Source organism: Psychrobacter sp. M13 (assembly GCF_030718935.1).
Taxonomy (GTDB): domain Bacteria; phylum Pseudomonadota; class Gammaproteobacteria; order Pseudomonadales; family Moraxellaceae; genus Psychrobacter; species Psychrobacter immobilis_G.
This window is the reverse complement of the sequence record NZ_CP132194.1, coordinates 1,029,104-1,048,103: the sequence shown is the minus strand read 5'-3', so window position 1 is coordinate 1,048,103 and position 19,000 is coordinate 1,029,104. Positions and strand designations below refer to the sequence as shown.

General features: G+C 42.1%; 10 protein-coding genes and 2 tRNA genes. 3 read left to right on the top strand and 9 right to left on the bottom strand.

The features are described from left to right. Nucleotides 1–24: 24 nt before the first annotated feature. From Q9G97_RS04410 to Q9G97_RS04380, 7 genes are all read right to left on the bottom strand, one after another. The gene (locus Q9G97_RS04410) at nucleotides 25–1,329 is read right to left on the bottom strand and encodes an ABC transporter ATP-binding protein (protein ID WP_305899868.1); all 1,305 of its coding nucleotides are present in this window, start codon (nucleotides 1,327–1,329) and stop codon (nucleotides 25–27) included. Nucleotides 1,330–1,403: 74 nt separating this feature from the next. Beyond that, nucleotides 1,404–3,089, bottom strand: coding sequence for an iron ABC transporter permease (locus Q9G97_RS04405; RefSeq protein WP_305899867.1), 1,686 nt, complete (start codon nucleotides 3,087–3,089; stop codon nucleotides 1,404–1,406). Nucleotides 3,090–3,159: 70 nt separating this feature from the next. Beyond that, nucleotides 3,160–4,284, bottom strand: coding sequence for an extracellular solute-binding protein (locus Q9G97_RS04400; RefSeq protein ID WP_227680361.1), 1,125 nt, complete (start codon nucleotides 4,282–4,284; stop codon nucleotides 3,160–3,162). 237 nt (nucleotides 4,285–4,521) lie between these two features. Then, a complete protein-coding gene (locus tag Q9G97_RS04395) occupies nucleotides 4,522–5,262 on the bottom strand; it encodes a 16S rRNA (uracil(1498)-N(3))-methyltransferase (protein WP_305899866.1) in 741 nt (246 codons plus the stop codon). A 1-nt stretch (nucleotide 5,263) separates the two neighbouring features. Then, nucleotides 5,264–6,856 (bottom strand): 3-deoxy-D-manno-octulosonic acid transferase, encoded by a 1,593-nt coding sequence (locus tag Q9G97_RS04390; protein ID WP_305899865.1) that lies wholly within the window; start codon nucleotides 6,854–6,856, stop codon nucleotides 5,264–5,266. Between the two features lie 128 nt (nucleotides 6,857–6,984). Next, nucleotides 6,985–8,472: a tetratricopeptide repeat protein gene (locus tag Q9G97_RS04385; protein ID WP_305899864.1), complete on the bottom strand. Its 1,488-nt coding sequence runs from the start codon at nucleotides 8,470–8,472 to the stop codon at nucleotides 6,985–6,987. Nucleotides 8,473–8,541: 69 nt separating this feature from the next. Next, nucleotides 8,542–10,104 (bottom strand): cardiolipin synthase, encoded by a 1,563-nt coding sequence (locus tag Q9G97_RS04380; protein ID WP_305900266.1) that lies wholly within the window; start codon nucleotides 10,102–10,104, stop codon nucleotides 8,542–8,544. 512 nt (nucleotides 10,105–10,616) lie between these two features. Between Q9G97_RS04380 and Q9G97_RS04375 the strand changes: the two genes are divergently transcribed. Continuing rightward, a tRNA-Val gene (locus Q9G97_RS04375) sits at nucleotides 10,617–10,692 on the top strand. A 48-nt stretch (nucleotides 10,693–10,740) separates the two neighbouring features. Next, nucleotides 10,741–10,817 (top strand) — tRNA-Asp (locus tag Q9G97_RS04370). 193 nt (nucleotides 10,818–11,010) lie between these two features. Here Q9G97_RS04370 and Q9G97_RS04365 read toward each other — a convergent pair. Beyond that, nucleotides 11,011–12,198 carry an ammonium transporter gene (locus tag Q9G97_RS04365; RefSeq protein ID WP_371747909.1) on the bottom strand — a complete coding sequence of 396 codons (1,188 nt, stop codon included), beginning with the start codon at nucleotides 12,196–12,198 and terminating at the stop codon, nucleotides 11,011–11,013. 616 nt (nucleotides 12,199–12,814) lie between these two features. Between Q9G97_RS04365 and Q9G97_RS04360 the strand changes: the two genes are divergently transcribed. Next, nucleotides 12,815–13,804 carry a D-cysteine desulfhydrase family protein gene (locus tag Q9G97_RS04360; RefSeq protein WP_305899863.1) on the top strand — a complete coding sequence of 330 codons (990 nt, stop codon included), beginning with the start codon at nucleotides 12,815–12,817 and terminating at the stop codon, nucleotides 13,802–13,804. Nucleotides 13,805–13,943: 139 nt separating this feature from the next. On the opposite strand, the gene Q9G97_RS04355 is transcribed toward Q9G97_RS04360, so the two are convergent. Then, nucleotides 13,944–18,998: a hypothetical protein gene (locus tag Q9G97_RS04355; protein WP_305899862.1), complete on the bottom strand. Its 5,055-nt coding sequence runs from the start codon at nucleotides 18,996–18,998 to the stop codon at nucleotides 13,944–13,946. Between the last annotated feature and the right edge of the window lie 2 nt (nucleotides 18,999–19,000).

Here is a 19,000-nt window from a genome sequence, read left to right as displayed (position 1 = left end):
TTATCAGGCAACTTGAAGCTTAGTCTAAGCCTTATTGTAATCTGACCAAGTCGTAGCATTGATGTTCTTCTCATCAAAGACGACAACGTGCTCAAGCATAGGCAAGATACCGATATGCGTGCCCACCGCATGATTATGATGGCTGGGCACTTGCGATAATACGGTCTGCCCATCCTCTAATTGCAAACGGTATAGATAGTTTGCACCGCGAAATACGCGCCCGATCACAAGCGCAGTCTGAGTGCTATCATCATCATGAATAATATCATCAGGACGGACTAATACTTTAATCGCCGTACCATTAGGATAGTCATATTCACAATACTGCGGCTGCCCTGATGAGTCGTACACCTCCATTGGTCGATAAATATCACCTAATATAGTCTCGACATGACCTTCTTGTATGATGCCATCTATCATCGCCCCTTCACCGACGAACTCAGCGACGAAAGGACTAATCGGCTCATGATAAAGCTCGCTTGGGGTGGCCCACTGTACCAGTTTGCCATTATGCATCACCCCAACTTTATCCGCTAAAGCAAAAGCTTCGTTTTGATCATGGGTGACCAAAATTGCCGTAGTATTGGTGCGCTTTAGAATATCGCGCACACTCATAGCCAGTGACTCGCGCAACACGACATCAAGATTCGAGAATGGCTCATCCAATAATAACAGTTTAGGCTTTGGTGCAAGCGCCCGTGCGAGCGCCACCCGCTGCTGCTGACCCCCAGATAGCTCTGCTGGACGCTTACTGGCATGTTCTGTCAAACCAACCAGCTCCAACATCTCAGCCACGCGCGCTTTTTTGTCGCTGGCAGACCATTTGCTCAGTCCAAAACCGATGTTTTTGGCGACACTCAAATGACCGAATAGCGCATAGTCCTGAAACACCATGCCCATACCACGATTGGCGGGTGCTACTGTAAATGAGGTGCTTTTGGTTTGCTCAGTCAATCGTTGCTCATTGAGACTAATCATACCCTGACGCGACGGCTCAAGGCCTGCTATCGCTCGCAGCGCTGTAGTTTTTCCACAACCGCTATAACCCAAAAAGCAACCGATCTCACCTTGTTGCAAGTATAGCGATAAACCATTGACCACCGTCGTATCATCATAACCAACGATTAAATCTTGTACAGCAAGATAAGGTTTATTGGGAATATATTGCTCCGCAGCGTCACGAATATGATTGAGCGGTTTAGAAACTGGCAGCTGTTGCATTTGTTGCACAGCGACTAACGGCTGCCCTTTGCTATCAAGGCGCACTTTAACCAAATCCTTATTAGAAATCGGCTGGTCGGCTAAGTTGTAAACTGATTCGGTAGTCATAAACGTCACCAATAGGCTATAAATGAGTTGTATCGTACAATCGTACACTTGCTAAGGGCAAAAATTATCTTTTGTTAGCTGGTTTTATCGCTTTGACGCAGCAATATCCATACAGGAATCAGCCCAACCACTACGATCAAGAGGCTAGGCAGTGCCGCGCGTCCCCACATACCTTCGCTAGTCATCTCAAATACTCGCACAGCTAAAGTATCCCAGCCTTGGCGTCGGGTCATCAGGGTGATCGGCATCTCTTTCATCACCTCTACAAAGCCCATTAGCAATGCCGTTAACACCCCAGGACTGAGTACCGGTAATACCACTTGTCGCCAGCGCTGCACAGGGCTGTCGCTAAGCAGTTTGGCCGCAGCCTCTTGATTGACGGTTAGACGTTGCAATTGCCGATCGACAGGCTGAAAGCTTACCGTCATAAAGCGTGTCGATAGAGCCAGTAGCATCACAATCACGCTACCTGATAATATTTGATGGGAGGTGATGCCAGTAGCGATCATCTGATTATCCAGCCAAGCAATAGGAATAAAAACGCCTACCGCCAACACCGTACCAGGTACCACATAGCCTAACGTGGCAAACGTAGTCATTAGCTTAGTGCTTTTATCAGGATACTGACGCTTAATCCAAGCAATAATCACCGCTAATACTGCGATCAATAAGGTGGTCATACTGGCTATTAATAAGCTATTAATCACAAAGTCTATATAACGCTCATCAAAATCTTGCTTGTAGTTCAGCACCGTCCAATAAACCAATTGTAAAAACGGTATTAAAAAAGCAATGAGAAATATGCTAGTACACAGTAGACTCATGCCAAATTTAGCGCTTTTACTGCTCTCAAGACGACGATTGCTGCCTTGAGTGATAGCCTGCCCGCGACGAGCTTGCCAATATTGCTCAAAGAGTACTACGATAAAGACCACCCCAATAAGTAAGGCGGCTAATTGCGCGGCGGTCGTTAGGCTAAAAAAGCCAAACCAAGCTTTATAAATAGCGGTGGTAAAAGTATCAACATTGAATACCGACACCGCACCAAAGTCCGCTAAGGTCTCCATAGTCGCTAGCAGCAGTCCACCCAAAATCCAAGGTAGCGCCTGCGGTAGTGCCAAGCGAAAAAACACCCGACTGCGACTTAAGCCTAGCATCTGCCCTGCTTCAATCGCTCGGCGACCTTGCGATAAGAACGCTTGACGTGCCAGCAAGTAGACATAAGGATAAAAAGCGAGCGAGAGCACTAAGCCTGCGCCCCAAATATTACGCACGGAAGGAATAGCGGTACTAATACCTAAATCACGCAGCCCTGTTTGCAGTGGGCCGCTAAAGTCAACGATGCCAATAGTGACAAAGGCTAGGACATAAGCGGGCATAGCTAAGGGCAACATCAGCGCCCAAGAAAAAAACCGCTGTCCTGGGAAGCGGTACATACTGGTAACCCACGCCAACGCCGTGCCGATAGTGCCGGAGATGACAGTCACCATTAATAGCAATATGGCGGTGTTTTTGAGCACTTGTGGCAGTACATAATCTGCCATGTGTTGCCAAATATCAGCAACCGGCTGCGTCCAAGAAAATAACACGATAACAATCGGTATGAGCATAAACAACGAAATCAGTCCTAAGACTGATTTGGATAGTACACGGCGAATAATGGTATGGTCTCGACTAACAACGCGGCCTGCAGAGATCGCGTTGTCATCATTATTATTATCATCAGAGCCATAATCAGCTGTTTTTGATACCGTTACCATAAAGCTTTAATCATCTAATTATTACCGTTTTAGCTATCAATAGTGCTTTTTTATGAATACTCAACAGTTATTATTTATATCCTGCTTTATCCATCATTTGAATCGCTTGAGTTTGCAGTGAGCCAAATTTTTGTACGTTGATATTATCAGGTTTGAACTCGCCCCATGATTTAAGTAGCTCTGATTTATCGACCCCTTCTTTGACTGGAAACTCTTTGTCTGAGCTGGCATAAATGCCTTGCGCTTCATCGGATGACAACCACTCCATCAATTTTAGCGCGCCGCTTGGATTATCAGAGTTGGCAATTACCCCAGCACCAGAGATATTGACGTGCGTGCCAGTAGTGTCTTGATTGGCCCAGAATATCTGTACTGGGAAATCAGGTTTTTCATCAAGGATACGACCGTAATAATAGCTGTTGGTAAGACCAACTTCACACTGACCTGCGGCAATAGCTTCCAGTAAACTAGTATCATCGGTAAACACATCGGTCGCTAAATTATCAACCCAGCCACGAATAACTTGCTCAGTTTCATCACTGCCTAAATTCTCTATCATACTGGCTACTAATGACTGATTATAGACAGATTTTGAAGTGCGCAGGCACAGCTTACCTTTCCACTTGGGATCAGCTAAATCAGCGTAAGTCGATAACTGCGAGGCGTCAACTTTACTAGGATCATAAAGAATAGTACGTGCACGTAATGATAGCCCTGTCCATTGGCCTTTTGGATCACGATATTTGGCAGGCACATTTGCTTCAAGCACGCTTGAGGTTACGGGCTGTAATAAGCCTTGCTCAGCCGCTTGCCATAAGTTACCAGCATCTACCGTCAACAGCATATCGGCTGGGGTGTTCTTGCCCTCCGCTTGCAGACGTGCCATTAACGGGCCTGTTTTATCCGTAACTAGCTCAATTTTGACCCCAGTCTCTTCAGTATATTTATCTAATAATGGCTTAATCAATTGCTCATTACGCGATGAGTAAATCGTAACCACTTGATCACTACTTGGCGCGACAGCGGCATCATTGTCGCTTACTGCCACCGTGCTATCTACTGGCGCGTCAGCATCAGCTGTTTCTGACTTAGTACAACCTGCCAGCCCTAACATCAAGCTAAATACAGCAACAGATAAGCCAAGTTTTGCAGGATTAGCTAAGGATAGTGAAGTGTTAAGCGTTTTTGACGGCATGGAAGTCTCCAAAATAGTGCAATGATAGCTACAGTAAAATCAGCATATATAGCGAAAAATAAATAGCAATAGAGCGGTTAAATAACTAAAACAGTATACTAATGGAAATGAGATTAATTATCAATACATTTATTTAACCTATAAATACTTCTTATAACTTCTTTTGTATTAGCCTTTAGCAGTATCCTATTACGTTATTAAAATAATAGATTTTATACGCGAATATTTGTTTGGTAACTAACGATGTATCAGCCACTGCCCCAAAACCACATTGACAGCCGCCTCTGTTCTTAATACTCGAGCGCCAATATTGAGCGCTTGGCAACCTTGCGCTTGTAGAAGCTCAATCTCATAATCTATCCAGCCGCCCTCACTACCAATAAACACCACACTCGGTAAGGCCTCTTCTACTGATTGCCGCAAATAGTTTGCTAATGAAAGCGGTGCATAAGGATGTGCGATGATAGCCCGATCTGTTATTAACGCTGGCAGATCATCCTCTACAAAGGGCTTAAAGCGCTTTTGCAAAATGATAGTCGGCGCGATAGTATCCACGCCTTGTTGCAGCCCTTCCAGCACAAACTCATCAAGACGGCTGAGCATCGGACTTTGCCAATAGCTCTTTTGGGTTCGATAGCTATTTATTAATACAATATCGCGCACGCCAAGCGCGGTCATATCCATGATAAGACGGCGCAGTACTTTAGGACGTGGCAAAGCCAAAACGACGGTGACATCGAGCTTAGCAGGTGGCGGAATCGTTAACTGGACTTCTCGCAATCGAATATTACCGTTCGTCATAGTATCGATAATAGCCGTACCAAGATTGCCACTGAGCATGCCAATCTTTAGCGTATCGCCTACTTGCGCGCCAAGGATATTATGAACATGAGTAATCTGCGCAGGCGCTGTAATCTGCGCCATATAACCCGCGTTGTGCTGCACAAAATCAGTAGAGGATAATAAAATACAGTTCATACTATCTCTTTACTTGATCGACGCTCGTAGACGACTCAATGACCTCTTCAATCATAGCCAATTGCTTGGTCAACGCTGAGCGCTGTTGAGCCGTTAGCTGCTCGCCTGCTTGTCCTGCGCGGCGAGCTTGCTCTGAATGACTCAGCCAACTCTGTAATTGCAAATAAATGAGCACCATAGGATCAGTATCGCCTTGATTTGTTGCAGCGATCAAAGGTTCGTTTTTCGTCGCTTGGTTATATTCAATTAGAGGATTATCGTTGGCAGCAATCGCTTTATAAAATGGATTATTAGGCTGGTATAACGCCCCTACACTGGCTAGTTTATCGACCACATTTTGACAGGACTGTGTGTATTGACCCATTATTATTGGCGTGCCGACACTAGCTGGCTCCACTGGATTATGACCACCAATATCGACCAGTGAGCCACCGACTAGCGCTACATCTGCTTGTCTATACCACAGCATCAGCTCGCCCATAGTATCGGCTAGATAGACTTGCGTTTGCGCAGTAATAGTATCATCCACACTGCGTCGTGCCATCGTAAGCTTAGCTGATGCAATTAACTCTGCTACTTCATCAAAGCGTTCAGGATGTCGAGGTACAATAATTAATAAGCTATTTGCCAGTTCTGGATTCGATGCTAAATTCAGGGCTGGGTTCGATAACAGCTGCTTATGCAAAGCTATAGCCGCTCTCTCCTCGCCACTATGCGTGCTAGCTGCTATCCAAATTGGACGATGCGCGTTGCTTGAAAAAACATCTGGCTTGTTCTTAGTATCTGAACTTGATTTAAGATTTTTATCATCTTTAGCGTTTTGAGTAGTGCTTGAACTAGCAGTTTTTGGGGTGTTAATCACCCACTTTAGCGAGCCGCCAACACGTACTTGTGAGCTATGCGCGCCAAGCTGACTAAAGCGCTGGGCTGATTCCTCGTCTTGCGCAATAATCAGGGTTAGATTTTGCATCATACTAGCGCTTACGCTAGCTATCTTTTGATAGCGCTTAAAAGATGCCTCTGACAGGCGTCCATTGACTAAAACACTGGGAATATGCTGCTCTGAGAGCTTGGTTAAGATATTTGCCCACAGTTCAGTCTCTACAAACATCGCCGCGATCGGCTGGACATGCGCCAAAAATGTCTCAATCACCGCTGGACTATCAACGGGCACATAGCTATGACTCAGTCGCCCCGCTGTAATATCATCAGCAAAGCGACTAGCTCCACGAGCGAACCCCGTCTGGGTAGTATTGGTCAGCCAAATAGTAAAACCATTCGCCATGAGCGCATCGAGTAGCGGCGCTACGGTATTGGTCTCGCCTAAAGAGACCGCATGACACCAAATGGTTCTATTACTGTTGTTTTTAGAGTCAGCCTTTGGCGCGGGCGGATACTGCTTACCAAAACGCTGCGCAACCTCTTGCTGGTAATTATCACGCTGATGGGATCGCCTCCATACTTGCAGCCGATATAGAGGCTTTAGGACAGCGATAGCTGAACGATAGTACCAAGGTGGCAGGCTCACTTGAGATTTATTTAAAGGCTCGGATTTGACATTAGATTTGGACGATAGCGGATCAAAGGACGGCATGTCAGTGCTCAGAATAATAAGTGTGAGTAATTGAGAGATATAATAAAAGAAGTTATGCAAAAATAGCTTCTTTTAATTAAAGATAACATTTAAAAATAAAGCACGGTAGCGCACTATAGCAATAGTTTTTATGCAAAAACAATCAACGCAATAGCCGCTATTATCACTGCTATAATAAGCCATTGATAGCGCTTAGTACTGTGCTGCTCTTGCTGGCGAGTCGTGATAAGCGTCTGTGCTTGTTGCCACTCGGCGACCAAAGTTGCCGCCTCGCTATGACCGTTGTTGGCCGCCTGCTCAAGCCAGTGTCTACCGCTTTGTATATCTTGCGTGACCCCGAAACCTCGATAGTATAGACGACTTAGCAGACGCTGTCCGCGACTGTCATTGGCATTAGCCGCTTGCTTAACCAACTCAATGCCTGCCTCTTTACTGGCCTTTTTATCAGTATTATTATCAGCATCAGCGACTAAGCCTTCACCTAATAGCTCGTACATAGCGAGCCTCAGCATAGCGCCAGTATGACCAACGCTAGCAGCATCTTGCAATTTGATAAGCGCTTGCTGACGCTGCTGTTGATGCGCATCTGAGAAATCAACTTCGCTGCGAGCTGTTTTTTGCCGTGCTATATGACGCTCAAACTGATCTAAGGTTTTGCACGCTTGGCTATAGTCTTCATTGCCATTAGCTTGCACGACTTCTATGCTGTTCAGCTCAGCCAATAGCTGTATAAAAATCTCTGGCGTCGGTGTTACTGGTTTGTTCGTGATAACCGTAAATTGTTGTGAAGCACTCTTTTTAAAGCTAGGTTCACTACTGGCGCGATCGACAATATTTGATTTAACTGCAGCTGTTTCGCTAATAGTGGACTCTTTAATTAAGGCTTTATTAGCTATTGACTGAGACGAATTATCATTATCATCACTATTATCGATAGTAGCAATTGAGTCTTTAACCCTTAAGTCATCATTGACTGATCTTTTATCATTTACATTTCTAGCATCTGAACTTTTAGTCTCTAAATTTTCATTGACTACTGTTTTAGGCAGCCGCTCTAACACGGCTTGATATAGACCACTTGCCACTTGTCCACCTTGTATAGCTGTGAACTGACGATCAATATTACCGAATAGCCGCTGTCCTATTGGCTCTAAAGCAAAAAATAAGGCGCTTAGCACCCTATCATTCGACTCAGCATTATCACAATGGACCACCGCTATATGCTGATAAAAATCATCCTCTATTATAGGCAAATTGGGATAGCGCTTAGCCAGCTCAAATTGACTGTACCAATTGGGTATATAACGCCCTTGTTCAGCCAATACTCGGCCTGCATAAAATGCTAAAAATATAAATAGGTTACGATAGCGCTCATCCGCTAACACTGTTGCCTCATTGAGCTCATCTGACTTGATGATATCGCGTCGTATTTGACTGAGTAATATATCGATACGCTGCAGACTGAGTAGCGATTCATCCAATTGACAGGCATGTAATGGCTGCTCATAGGCAATACCACCCGCGATAGCTCGCTGCGCTAAAAAATCCTGCCAATAGCCCTCAGCCATATAATCTAGCGGTGTTTTTGTAGTAGAAACAGCAACGTTAGCGAACATAAAATAAGCCCATCTATATACCTCAAAAATAACAACAATCGATACTACCTTAACCCAAAAGTCTAAGCGCTACAATAACGGACTAAACAGACGTACCATATTATCGAATAGACGCTGATAGCCATGACGCTGTTGCCACTCTACCAGTTCTAAATAGCGACAGTTTTGTAAATAACAGCGCTGACAATCCGCGATTTGTGCGACCATCTCAGGGGTATAAATGGCTAAGCTGACCTCCATATTGAGATAAAAGCTACGCATATCGATATTGACCGTACCAAACAGACAATAGTCGTTATCGATTACGACCATTTTGGCATGCAGCAATCCGCCTTTAAATAGCGCAATCTTGACTCCAGCCTCAAGCAGCTCTTGATAATAAGCTTGCGAGGCGTGCTGAACTAAGAACGAATCTACCTTTTCAGGAATAATAAGGGTCACATCCAAGCCACGCTTCGCGGCTGTGGCTAACGCTCCTGATAACGCCTCGTCTGGTACAAAATACGGAGTGGTGATTTGAATACACTTATTAGCACGATGGATCAGCGTCACTAAGGTATTGTAGATAACATGAGCGGTCACTTGCGGCGCGGAGGGTATCAGCTGGGCTATGACGTTATGAACCGTTGGCATTGGCGCAATTTCGATAGGACTTATACCTGTTGCTAATTGGTGAGATAAGTGCTGAGCCGATTGACTGTCTGAGTGATCAGCATCATTACTCACTTGTATCCGTCTATCGATATCATTGATCGTCGGTGGCAGCACATACAGCTTGCGAGTATAAGTATTCATACGCTGATGTAGCGCATCCAAATTGCTTTTACTCTCAGCACCAATATCAGTAACCACGACTTTTGCCATCGCGGTGGCGATACTGATCGGCTGATAGCTGACACTACGTATCATTACATCTATCCATTGACCTACTTTTTTATCCTGCTTAAAAAACTTTGGATCAATCAGATTAAAGCTGCCCGTATAGCCAATATTTTCGTCAATAACGACTATTTTGCGATGATTGCGTAAGTCCGAGCGCTTAAACAAAGTCTTAAATAACCCAACGGGCAGCGACTGATGTACTAGCACTCCTGCACGCTCCAACGCTTTATGTTCAGAGCTGTTGAAAAAGCTAAAGCTACCCACACTATCGACTAAGATATGACACTCAACCCCGCGCTGAGCAGCTGCTACTATAGCGGCTAATACCTCAAGCACCTGACCCTTAGGATAGATAATATAAAACTCTATTAAGATACTGCGCTTAGCCTCGTCTATATCGATGATCAGACGTTCAAAGATCGTTTGCGAGCTGGTGAGTAGCTGCATCTGATGATCAGGATAAACCCCAAAGCCCGTCCAGCGCGTACCAATATGACTGACGCCGCGATAGTTGTCTGGTAGTAAGCTCTGACCTTTATCCAATATCAGGCGCTCACGCACCGCCATCTCGTTAGTCAATAGCTGTGCCTGCTGCATACGCTGACGGTAGCGACGACCTATCATAGGTTCACCCAATAATAAATAAGCGATTAAGCCTACTATAGGTAGCGTATAGAGCATCGCAATCCACGCAATCGCTACTCCGATATTGCGCTGTACTGAGACAATCCGTAGGGTCATCACAATCATCACTAAGATATGCAATATCCAGCCATATCCTGCAAGGTCGACCCAAGACCAAGGGGCAGTTGGTTCAGCAGCTGTAGCGTCTATATCGGCCTCCTTTTATCTAATACGATAATTTTTTAGGTATTCTTTCGTTGTTTAAGATAATAGTTTTAGAATAATAGTTGTACAAAGTAAGTAGTATAATAGCTTTTGGCATCGGCACAATAGGCGACTGCACAGCCAATAGCTAGTCCTTGCAGTCATTTTATAAAGCATAACGCAAAATATTTTAGTAATAGATGAAATAATATTTGACAGGCGCAATCAGATGTATATAATACACACCCACAGCAAGGGGCTTTATTGAGCTTTGAGTTGTTAGAAGTTAGTTTAGAGGGTGACAACTTTAAACGTTATGACTTTTAAGGGATTGGAAGAACAGTATGGTTCTTATAGTTCCAGAATTTTCCCTTTAAGGAAAATTCTCTTGCGAAGCTAAAAACGTTCCCCGAACGTTTTCTTGACGCTTATCAGGGTGATTAGCTCAGTTGGTAGAGCGTCTGCCTTACACGCAGAATGTCGGCGGTTCGAATCCGTCATCACCCACCACTTATTAGCAAGTGGGTCTTTAATCAGACAAAAGCTAGTACGACCTTAGCAGCGGTAGTTCAGTTGGTTAGAATACCGGCCTGTCACGCCGGGGGTCGCGGGTTCGAGTCCCGTCCGCTGCGCCATATTTAAAACGAATTTAAACTCTTAAGTTTAAGTAAGTTTCGCCTCAAACATTAGATTGTTTGGGGTTTTTTTGTGTCTGCTAAACTAGCAAAGCGTCGTGATAAAAGTTTTTAAGAACCCTCAATTAAAATAAAAAAAGCTAAATATAGATTTGCATCTATATCTAGCTAAGTCTCTAAAACGCTTAACGATCTAAAACCCGTTCTTACTATAAGTCGCTGATACTTTATGAATAGATAAATCGGCACCATCGAACTCTTCTTCTTCACTTAAGCGAATGCCGATTGAGTGCTTTAAAATCCCATAAACGATCAACCCACCAATGGTCGCAAAGAGCATACCTGCGACACTACCTATGATTTGCGAGATAAAACTAACGCCGCCAAGGCCGCCAAGTGCGACGCTACCGAAAATGCCAGCTGAGATACCGCCCCAAATTCCGCAGATACCATGCAAAGGCCAAACACCAAGGACATCGTCAATTTTAAGTTTGTTTTGCGTAATCGTAAACATATAGACGAATATCGCGCCTGATACCGCACCGATAGCCAGCGCCCCAAGTGGATGTACGATATCGGAGCCAGCACAGATTGCCACTAGACCTGCCAGCGCCCCATTATGCATAAACCCTGGATCGTTCTTACCTATGACAGTCGCAGCTAGCGTGCCACCTGCCATTGCCATTAGTGAATTGAGCGCGACTAGGCCTGAGATACCCTCAATACGCTGTGCGCTCATGACATTGAAGCCAAACCAGCCAACGATCAGTATCCAAGAACCCAGTGCCAAAAAAGGAATCGATGATGGCGGATGGGCATTGATACGACCATCCTTATAGCGTCCGCGCCGTGCACCTAGGAGTAGTACAGCGCTCAGCGCAATCCAGCCACCCATACCATGGACAACGACTGACCCTGCAAAATCATGAAAAGGCGCACCAAAGCTAGTCTCAAGCCAGTCCTGAAAACCAAAGTTGCCATTCCAAATGATGCCCTCAAAGGTCGGATAAACTATGGCGACAATGACAAAAGTGGCGATAAATTGTGGCCAAAGCTTGGCACGCTCAGCGATACCACCTGAGATGATAGCGGGAATCGCTGCTGCAAAGGTCAGCAAAAAGAAGAACTTGACTAGCTCATAGCCATTGAACTCGACTAATTCGCTGGCACTGACAAAAAAGCTCACGTCATAAGCGATATAGTAGCCAATAAAAAAATAGGCCATCGTTGATATGGCAAAATCACCCAAAATTTTGCTTAATGCATTGACTTGGTTTTTTTCGCGTACTGTACCCACTTCTAAAAAAGCAAAGCCTGCGTGCATCGCCAAAATCATAATAGCGCCAAGTAGGATAAACAATACATCGGTTGGGGTAATCATGAAAAGCCTTATGTGTCGATGATTTGAGGGTGATTAAGTATAATGTATAAAGGGTAATAGGCAGTTATTCTGACAGCATGACTTGCTTTTTTAATGATCTATCACACGTATCAAAAATACTGCCGATAAAATACTGCGCTAATTTTGCCTGAAATTAAAAGTTTTAACAAATCTAAAATAAACAGCAGCAGATAATTAACAATAAAATCATAATGTCTTAGGACGTGTCCTCATTTTGAAAATGGAGATAAAAACGAGATAAATAGCAGTCAAACAAGCAAAGTCGTACCGATAATATCGAGATATTAACAAGCAACTTGACGCCGTTTGGCAGAGATTTAGCCGTTTTTAGCCCATTTAACGGTCAAGGTTCAGATTGAGGACATGCCCTAGTATAAATGCGATGACTTTTAGTATTGGATGAGTGCCATCAGAGTATAATTATAGTGTCCTATTAAGATATACAACAGCCGTACTATAGTCGAACCACTCTTAAAGTGTGACAGCGTTAGACTCGCAAAGCCTACTGCTGTAGTACTTGCGCGCTGGCCTTATGCCACTTTTAAGTTTGATTGACTGTATCAAAATAAAAATTGAAGACTACAAAGAGCAATTTATGAATAAAGATCTGCCAAGACAATCACTAGGGTTTTTTCCAACACCGCTGATTGCGTTGACTCGACTGAGTAAAGCGCTCGGCGGGCCACAAATATATATGAAAAGAGATGACCAGACGGGTTTGGCACTCGGTGGCAACAAGACCCGTAAGCTTGAGTACATCATGGGTGACGCGTTAGCTCAAGGCGCTGATACGGTGATTACCGCAGGCGCTATTCAGTCCAATCACTGCCGGCAAACCGCCGGCGCTGCTGCACGTTTAGGCCTTGAGTGTCATCTGGTTTTAGGCGGCTCAGAGCCTGAGCAAGTCCAAGGCAATTTGCTATTGGATAAGATATTTGGCTGTCATATACACTGGTCAGGAGATAATCGCAAGGGTGAGGATATTCCTGCTTTGGTTAAGCAACTAAAAGCTGACGGCAAAAAGCCCTACGTCATTCCTTATGGCGGCTCAAATGAGCTGGGCGCTATCGCTTTTGTAGAGGCATTTAAAGAGCTTGAATCGCAGCGCCTAAGTATGGATATCTCATTGACACATATCGTCTTTGCCTCCAGCTCCGGCGCGACCCAAGCAGGTATGATGCTTGGCAATAAGATATTGGGTACAGGCTATCAAATCATTGGTATCAATATCGACAAGGGTGAGATGGATAACGTATCTTTTGATCAGCATATCGTTGCCTTGGCTAATAGTACGGCAAAACTGCTTGACACTCATCATGAGTTTTCAGCTAGCGATTTGATACTAAATGCTGATTACGTTGGCGATGGTTACGGTGTGGTTGGCGCTTTAGAGAATGAAGCTATCGAGATGACCGCGCAGACTGAGGGTATATTGTTAGATCCTGTCTATACAGGACGCGCGATGGGCGGACTGATAGATATGATACGTACGGGTCAAATTAAGCAAAGCGATAGCGTGTTGTTTTGGCATACAGGCGGCGCGCCTGCCCTATTTGCTTACGCTGGGGATTTGGATGTTGGGTAGGAGTGTTGATTGATTATTTTTAGTTAGCTAACTGAGATTTTTAGCTGACTAAAAATTTCAGTTAGCTATTAAGTTTTCGTAAAAATATTAACAGCGATCATGCAATACTTAGATAAGTAATTAATAGACTTTCATAATACTATTCATGATACGCTTTGTCCCAATCTGGATGAGTATCAGGTGCTAATATCTGTATAGTATTATCTGAAGTCGTGACTTTATTATATAAATACTTCCAAGCTTTACCTTGTATTGAAGAAACATTTGTAAAACTATCATCCGTATAACTAATAGTAGCATCGTCGAAGAATTGTAGAACACCTATTTTAAATATCTTATTATCCTTCAAGGAATATAGGTAAGTGCGGTCAAAGCTAGTAATAGCAATGCTATTACTAGCTGAACTTCGGTCGATATCAAAAACCCTTAAACTCTTATCAATCTGATTTAAACATATAATATCGTCGGTTATTTGCCATAGAATTACACCGCTATGACCTGCAGTTATTATTTGAGAGCCATCAAGACTAAAATTGCAGCTCGTAATAACTTCTTCTTCAAGAAAATGGCGTAAACGGCTGATGTTATTATCGTCGGTTATTTGCCATAGAATTACACCGCTATAGCCTGCAGTTACTAGTTGAGAGCCATCAGGACTAAATTGACAGCTCGTAACATTTTCTTCATCAGAGAATTTATGCAAGCAGCTGATATTATCGTCGGTTATTTGCCATAGAGCTACACCGCTATGACCTGCAGTTACTAGTTGAGAGCCATCAGGACTAAATTGACAGCTCGCAACATTTTCTTCATCAGAAAATTTATGCAAGCAGCTGATATTATCGTCGGTTATTTGCCATAGAGCTACACCGTTATGACCTGCTGTTACTAGTTGAGAGCCATCAGGACTAAATTTGCAGCTCGTAATAACTTCTTCTTCAAGAAAATGACGTAAACGGCTGATGTTATTATGGTTGGTTATTTGCCAAAGACTTGCACCTCGATATCCTCCTATCACTAGTTGAGAGCCATCAGGACTAAATTGACAAGTTTCAGTACCATATTCATCAGAAAGTTTATGTAAACAGATGATATCATTTTCGACTATTTGCCAGAGAATTACGCTGCTATGACCTCCTATCACTAGTTGAGAGCCATCAGGACTAAATTCGCAACTTCTGATAAAGAATTCATCAGAAAATTTATGCAAGCAGCTGATATTATCGTCGGTTATTTGCCATAGAGCTACACCGTTAAGACCTGCTGTTACTAGTTTAGAGCCATCAGGACTAAATTTGCAGCTCGTAATAGGTTGTTCGTCAGAGAATTTATGTAAACAGATGATATTATTGTCGTCAGTTATTTGCCAGAGACTTGCTCCTCTATGAGATCCTAGTGTTATACATAAACCATCACAACCAAAATCGCAGTTTTCAATACCATATTCATCAGAAAATTTATGCAGGCAGCTGATATTATCGTCGGTTATTTGCCATAGAATAGCACCGCTATGACCTGCAGTTATTATTTGAGAACCGTCAGGATTAAATTTGCAGCTTCTGATAAAAAATTCATCAGAAAATTTATGCAAGCAGCTGATATTATCGTCGGTTATTTCCCAAAGACTGGCTCCGCCATGACCTGCAGTTACTAGTTGAGAGCCATTAGGACTGAATTGACAGCTTCTAGTTAATCTCTCATCAGAAAATTTATGCAAGCAGCTGATACTATCGTCGGTTATTTGCCATAGAATGGAGCCGCTATGACCTACAGTTACTAATTGAGAGCCATCAGGACTAAATTTACAGCTCGCAATAACTTCTTCAAGAAAATGCTGTAAACAGATGACGTTATCATTGGTTATTTGCCAGAGACTTCCTCCTCTATGACCTGCAGTTATTATTTGAGAGCCATCAGGACTGAATTCGCAGCTCGAAACAACCTCTTCAAGAAAATGCTGTAAACAGATGACGTTATCGTCAGTTATTTGCCATAGAGCTACACCGCTATGACCTGCAGTTACTAATTGAGAGCCATCAGGACTAAATTTGCAGCTCGTAATAACTTCTTCTTCAAGAAAATGGTATAAACGGCTGATGTTATTATCGTCGGTTATTTGCCAGAGACTTGCTCCTCTATGACCTGCAGTCACTAGTTGAGAGCCATTAGGACTGAATTCGCAGCTCGTAACAACTTCTTCAAGAAAACGATGTAAACAGATGATGTTATTTTCGTCGGTTATTTGCCAGAGACTTGCTCCTCCCTCACCCCCTAGTATTATCTGTATACCATCAGGATGAAGGCAAGCTAAGTTTCCACTTGATTTTTCATGTATAAGTTGTTGTAAAATAAAAGAGTTATTTAATATCTTACTTCCATTAGAAGGAGTAACTAGATTTGAGTGCAGTAAGCTATAACTTTGCCATATGTTTGGAGTTAAACAATTATTGAATCTGTTTTCATGGAAAAGAGTTGTTTCATCTGTCCAGTCTTCAACCTTACATACGTCAAATTTATTTTGTCTAAAATAAGTATCAGTTAGATTCATTTTAGACAAGTCAGTAAAACTAAAACTACACTCTTCAATACTAGCATCAGATAAATTAATTTCACTTAAGTCTAAAATGTTATTTTCTAACTGTTTATCTAACTTAATATTAACTAACTTTAATCCTTGCCAGTTCGGTTTATCTAACACTGTAAATTCTTGATTTTCGCTATAAGCAAAATACCATATACCAAATGCTATCTGTCGACTATTAACATCACTGTCTACTTGCTGAAGCTGTTGCCAACGTTGATCAAACTTATCTTTTTCACTTTCTCGAATTGTTAAACGCCAATCTATAAGAAACTGAACAATCTCTTTACCAAGATTATCTCTATTAAAAATCAAATCAAATCCTTGCTCAGTATTATTACAATGAATGACACTATCGAATATACCTACAGCGACAAAAAACTCAAAAAATGAAGTGTGCGCAAAACGATATTCATCGTCATTGTCTCTTACTAACAAACTGGCGTTGTGTAAGTCTTGTAGTATTACTTCTGGGTCATACTGACCAGAGTTGAGTTTAATATTTAATTGCGGATAATCATTTCGATTATCTAACATCCAGTTATCTAAAGCATCTACATGTAGGGTTGTAATACCTTGTTGCCACAAATACAAAGCGAACCGTCCTAATAGTTTTCGTTTTTCATCTAAAGGTATTAAATGCTTCTCATTATCGCGGTAGCCAACTTTATCAAATAAAAGCTTATAAAGTGTTGACGCATTAATATGAGGATTGTTTTTAAATTCTTTTTGTAGCTCAGGTAATAAATCCCGAATAAGGTTCAGCATAAGCGGACGCTCGGACAGTCCTGATAAATCATGAACATTGTTTATAAATTTTAACGCCTTTTCTGCATCTGTCTTCCCAAGCCAATTAACAAGATAGCTTTGAATTTGTTCTTTCGTAAAGGGTAATAGGTAATAAATTTGGTAGTTTTTTATTTCACCTGCGCTGACACCTGCTTCATGACGATAATAAAGCTGGTGAAATGCATCTTGCTCCGCATAGTTTTTGAAAAAATGTGTTCGACAGCTGATCAAAATACGTGAATTAATTGGCACAGCGGACGATATTTTCTGACTGTTGTCTTGGTTTAAACGATTTAAATCTTGCTGATAGACACTTTTAGGAAATATTTCTAATAGTTTATTCAATAAGCCAGTTTGCTGCTGAGCATTCAGTTTTTGGCCTACCTCGTCAAAACCATCAAATATCAATAAACAAGGGTATTCATTAATAAACTGAATAATACTATCTCCCGATACTTTTTTAGTAACCCCAGTGCTACTAAGCATAGTTTCAAGCAGTGAATTGATAGGTTGAATAGCAATATCTCTCTGATTACTAAAAGCGTTAAGGAGCTTTTTTAAATCTAAATAGATAGGCAGGACAGGCGGACTGTCATAAATATCGTTTTTCGCTATCTTATCGTTATAATTATCCATTAGTTTTTTAGTTAACATCTGACAACTGGTTGATTTACCAGAGCCAAAATCACCTAATAAATAGAATAGACGAGTCTCCATATTTGCAGTATCTGTAGACCAGTTATACATGAGATCAACAATATCAATAGCTCCTTCATATTGATGTTGTTGAGTATTGCCTTTCAAATATTCTGGACTTTGAAAGGCTAAGTCTATGCTATTACCTGTATCTCGCAATGTATTTTTGACATCATAGTGTTTATCAAATTTAGGTGGGGTTGGATTTTTATTAAACCAATTGTATATATTTTCAACCAACTGGCCTACTAGCGTCTTTTTATTAGCAGGTGATGCACTAGTAAAAAAGTCTAAGCCGTTAATAAAATCAGTAGGTGGGATCATCGCTAGATTTTTTTGATATCTAGCATCCATTTCTCCATGGCTACAATCGAACGGAAGAACTAAGGCACGACGATTGGGAAGGTTATTGCCATCTTCTGTTAAATAGTAATCTATTTCACGCTTACAAGCTGTAGAGTGTAAATACTTATGCGTATAACAGATAACTGCCATAGGCGTTTCTTGGCACATTGCATCTTGTTGTTCAGTTTGATCCTCACCTAGCTCGAAGTCTTTATAGTCAGTGAAGAGCGATACTCTAGGACTATTCTGAAATTTAGCAGGTGGATTTTTAAGACTATCTTCTAACATGGTGGCGAACTGTCTTTGAGCGTTAAGCTCTTCTTTGTTTGGTTCCCACGAATAGCTAAATAACACCTGTCTTTTACTTTCTGTAGGCTTTGCACTTGCCTTTGGCGATACTAACTTATCACCGTCTAACTTATTATGAGCATTACTTTGCTTAATAAATTCTGCTGTCTGCTGATTGAGATTGTCATTCAGTTTTTCTTCATCAATAGCTATTACCACACTACTTTTACTATTCTTGATTTCAATACCTAGATTATTATCACTGAACTCTTGATTGAGCATGCTCATACGTTTACGAAAATTCTCAGAGGTTACTTGACCCATATCGCTTTCTGTTTTTTCAAGAAGAATAGGCTTATCTAGGTTTAAACTTTTAGTCTGATCAATTAGCTCAACAATCACCTCCCATTGTCTTAAAACTGTATTGCCTAATAACTCTTCATCCTTAAGAGTTTGAGTTGTACTATCCAAATACTTTATTTTTTTATCCATCATCT

What these genes read in the sequence shown, in the direction of transcription:
- Q9G97_RS04410 (WP_305899868.1), bottom strand. Translation starts at nt 1,329, where the DNA reads ATGACTACCGAATCAGTTTACAACTTAGCCGACCAGCCGATTTCTAAT.
- Q9G97_RS04405 (WP_305899867.1), bottom strand. Translation starts at nt 3,089, where the DNA reads ATGGTAACGGTATCAAAAACAGCTGATTATGGCTCTGATGATAATAAT.
- Q9G97_RS04400 (WP_227680361.1), bottom strand. Translation starts at nt 4,284, where the DNA reads ATGCCGTCAAAAACGCTTAACACTTCACTATCCTTAGCTAATCCTGCA.
- Q9G97_RS04395 (WP_305899866.1), bottom strand. Translation starts at nt 5,262, where the DNA reads ATGAACTGTATTTTATTATCCTCTACTGATTTTGTGCAGCACAACGCG.
- Q9G97_RS04390 (WP_305899865.1), bottom strand. Translation starts at nt 6,856, where the DNA reads ATGCCGTCCTTTGATCCGCTATCGTCCAAATCTAATGTCAAATCCGAG.
- Q9G97_RS04385 (WP_305899864.1), bottom strand. Translation starts at nt 8,472, where the DNA reads ATGTTCGCTAACGTTGCTGTTTCTACTACAAAAACACCGCTAGATTAT.
- Q9G97_RS04380 (WP_305900266.1), bottom strand. Translation starts at nt 10,104, where the DNA reads ATGATTGTGATGACCCTACGGATTGTCTCAGTACAGCGCAATATCGGA.
- Q9G97_RS04365 (WP_371747909.1), bottom strand. Translation starts at nt 12,198, where the DNA reads ATGATTACCCCAACCGATGTATTGTTTATCCTACTTGGCGCTATTATG.
- Q9G97_RS04360 (WP_305899863.1), top strand. Translation starts at nt 12,815, where the DNA reads ATGAATAAAGATCTGCCAAGACAATCACTAGGGTTTTTTCCAACACCG.
- Q9G97_RS04355 (WP_305899862.1), bottom strand. Translation starts at nt 18,998, where the DNA reads ATGATGGATAAAAAAATAAAGTATTTGGATAGTACAACTCAAACTCTT.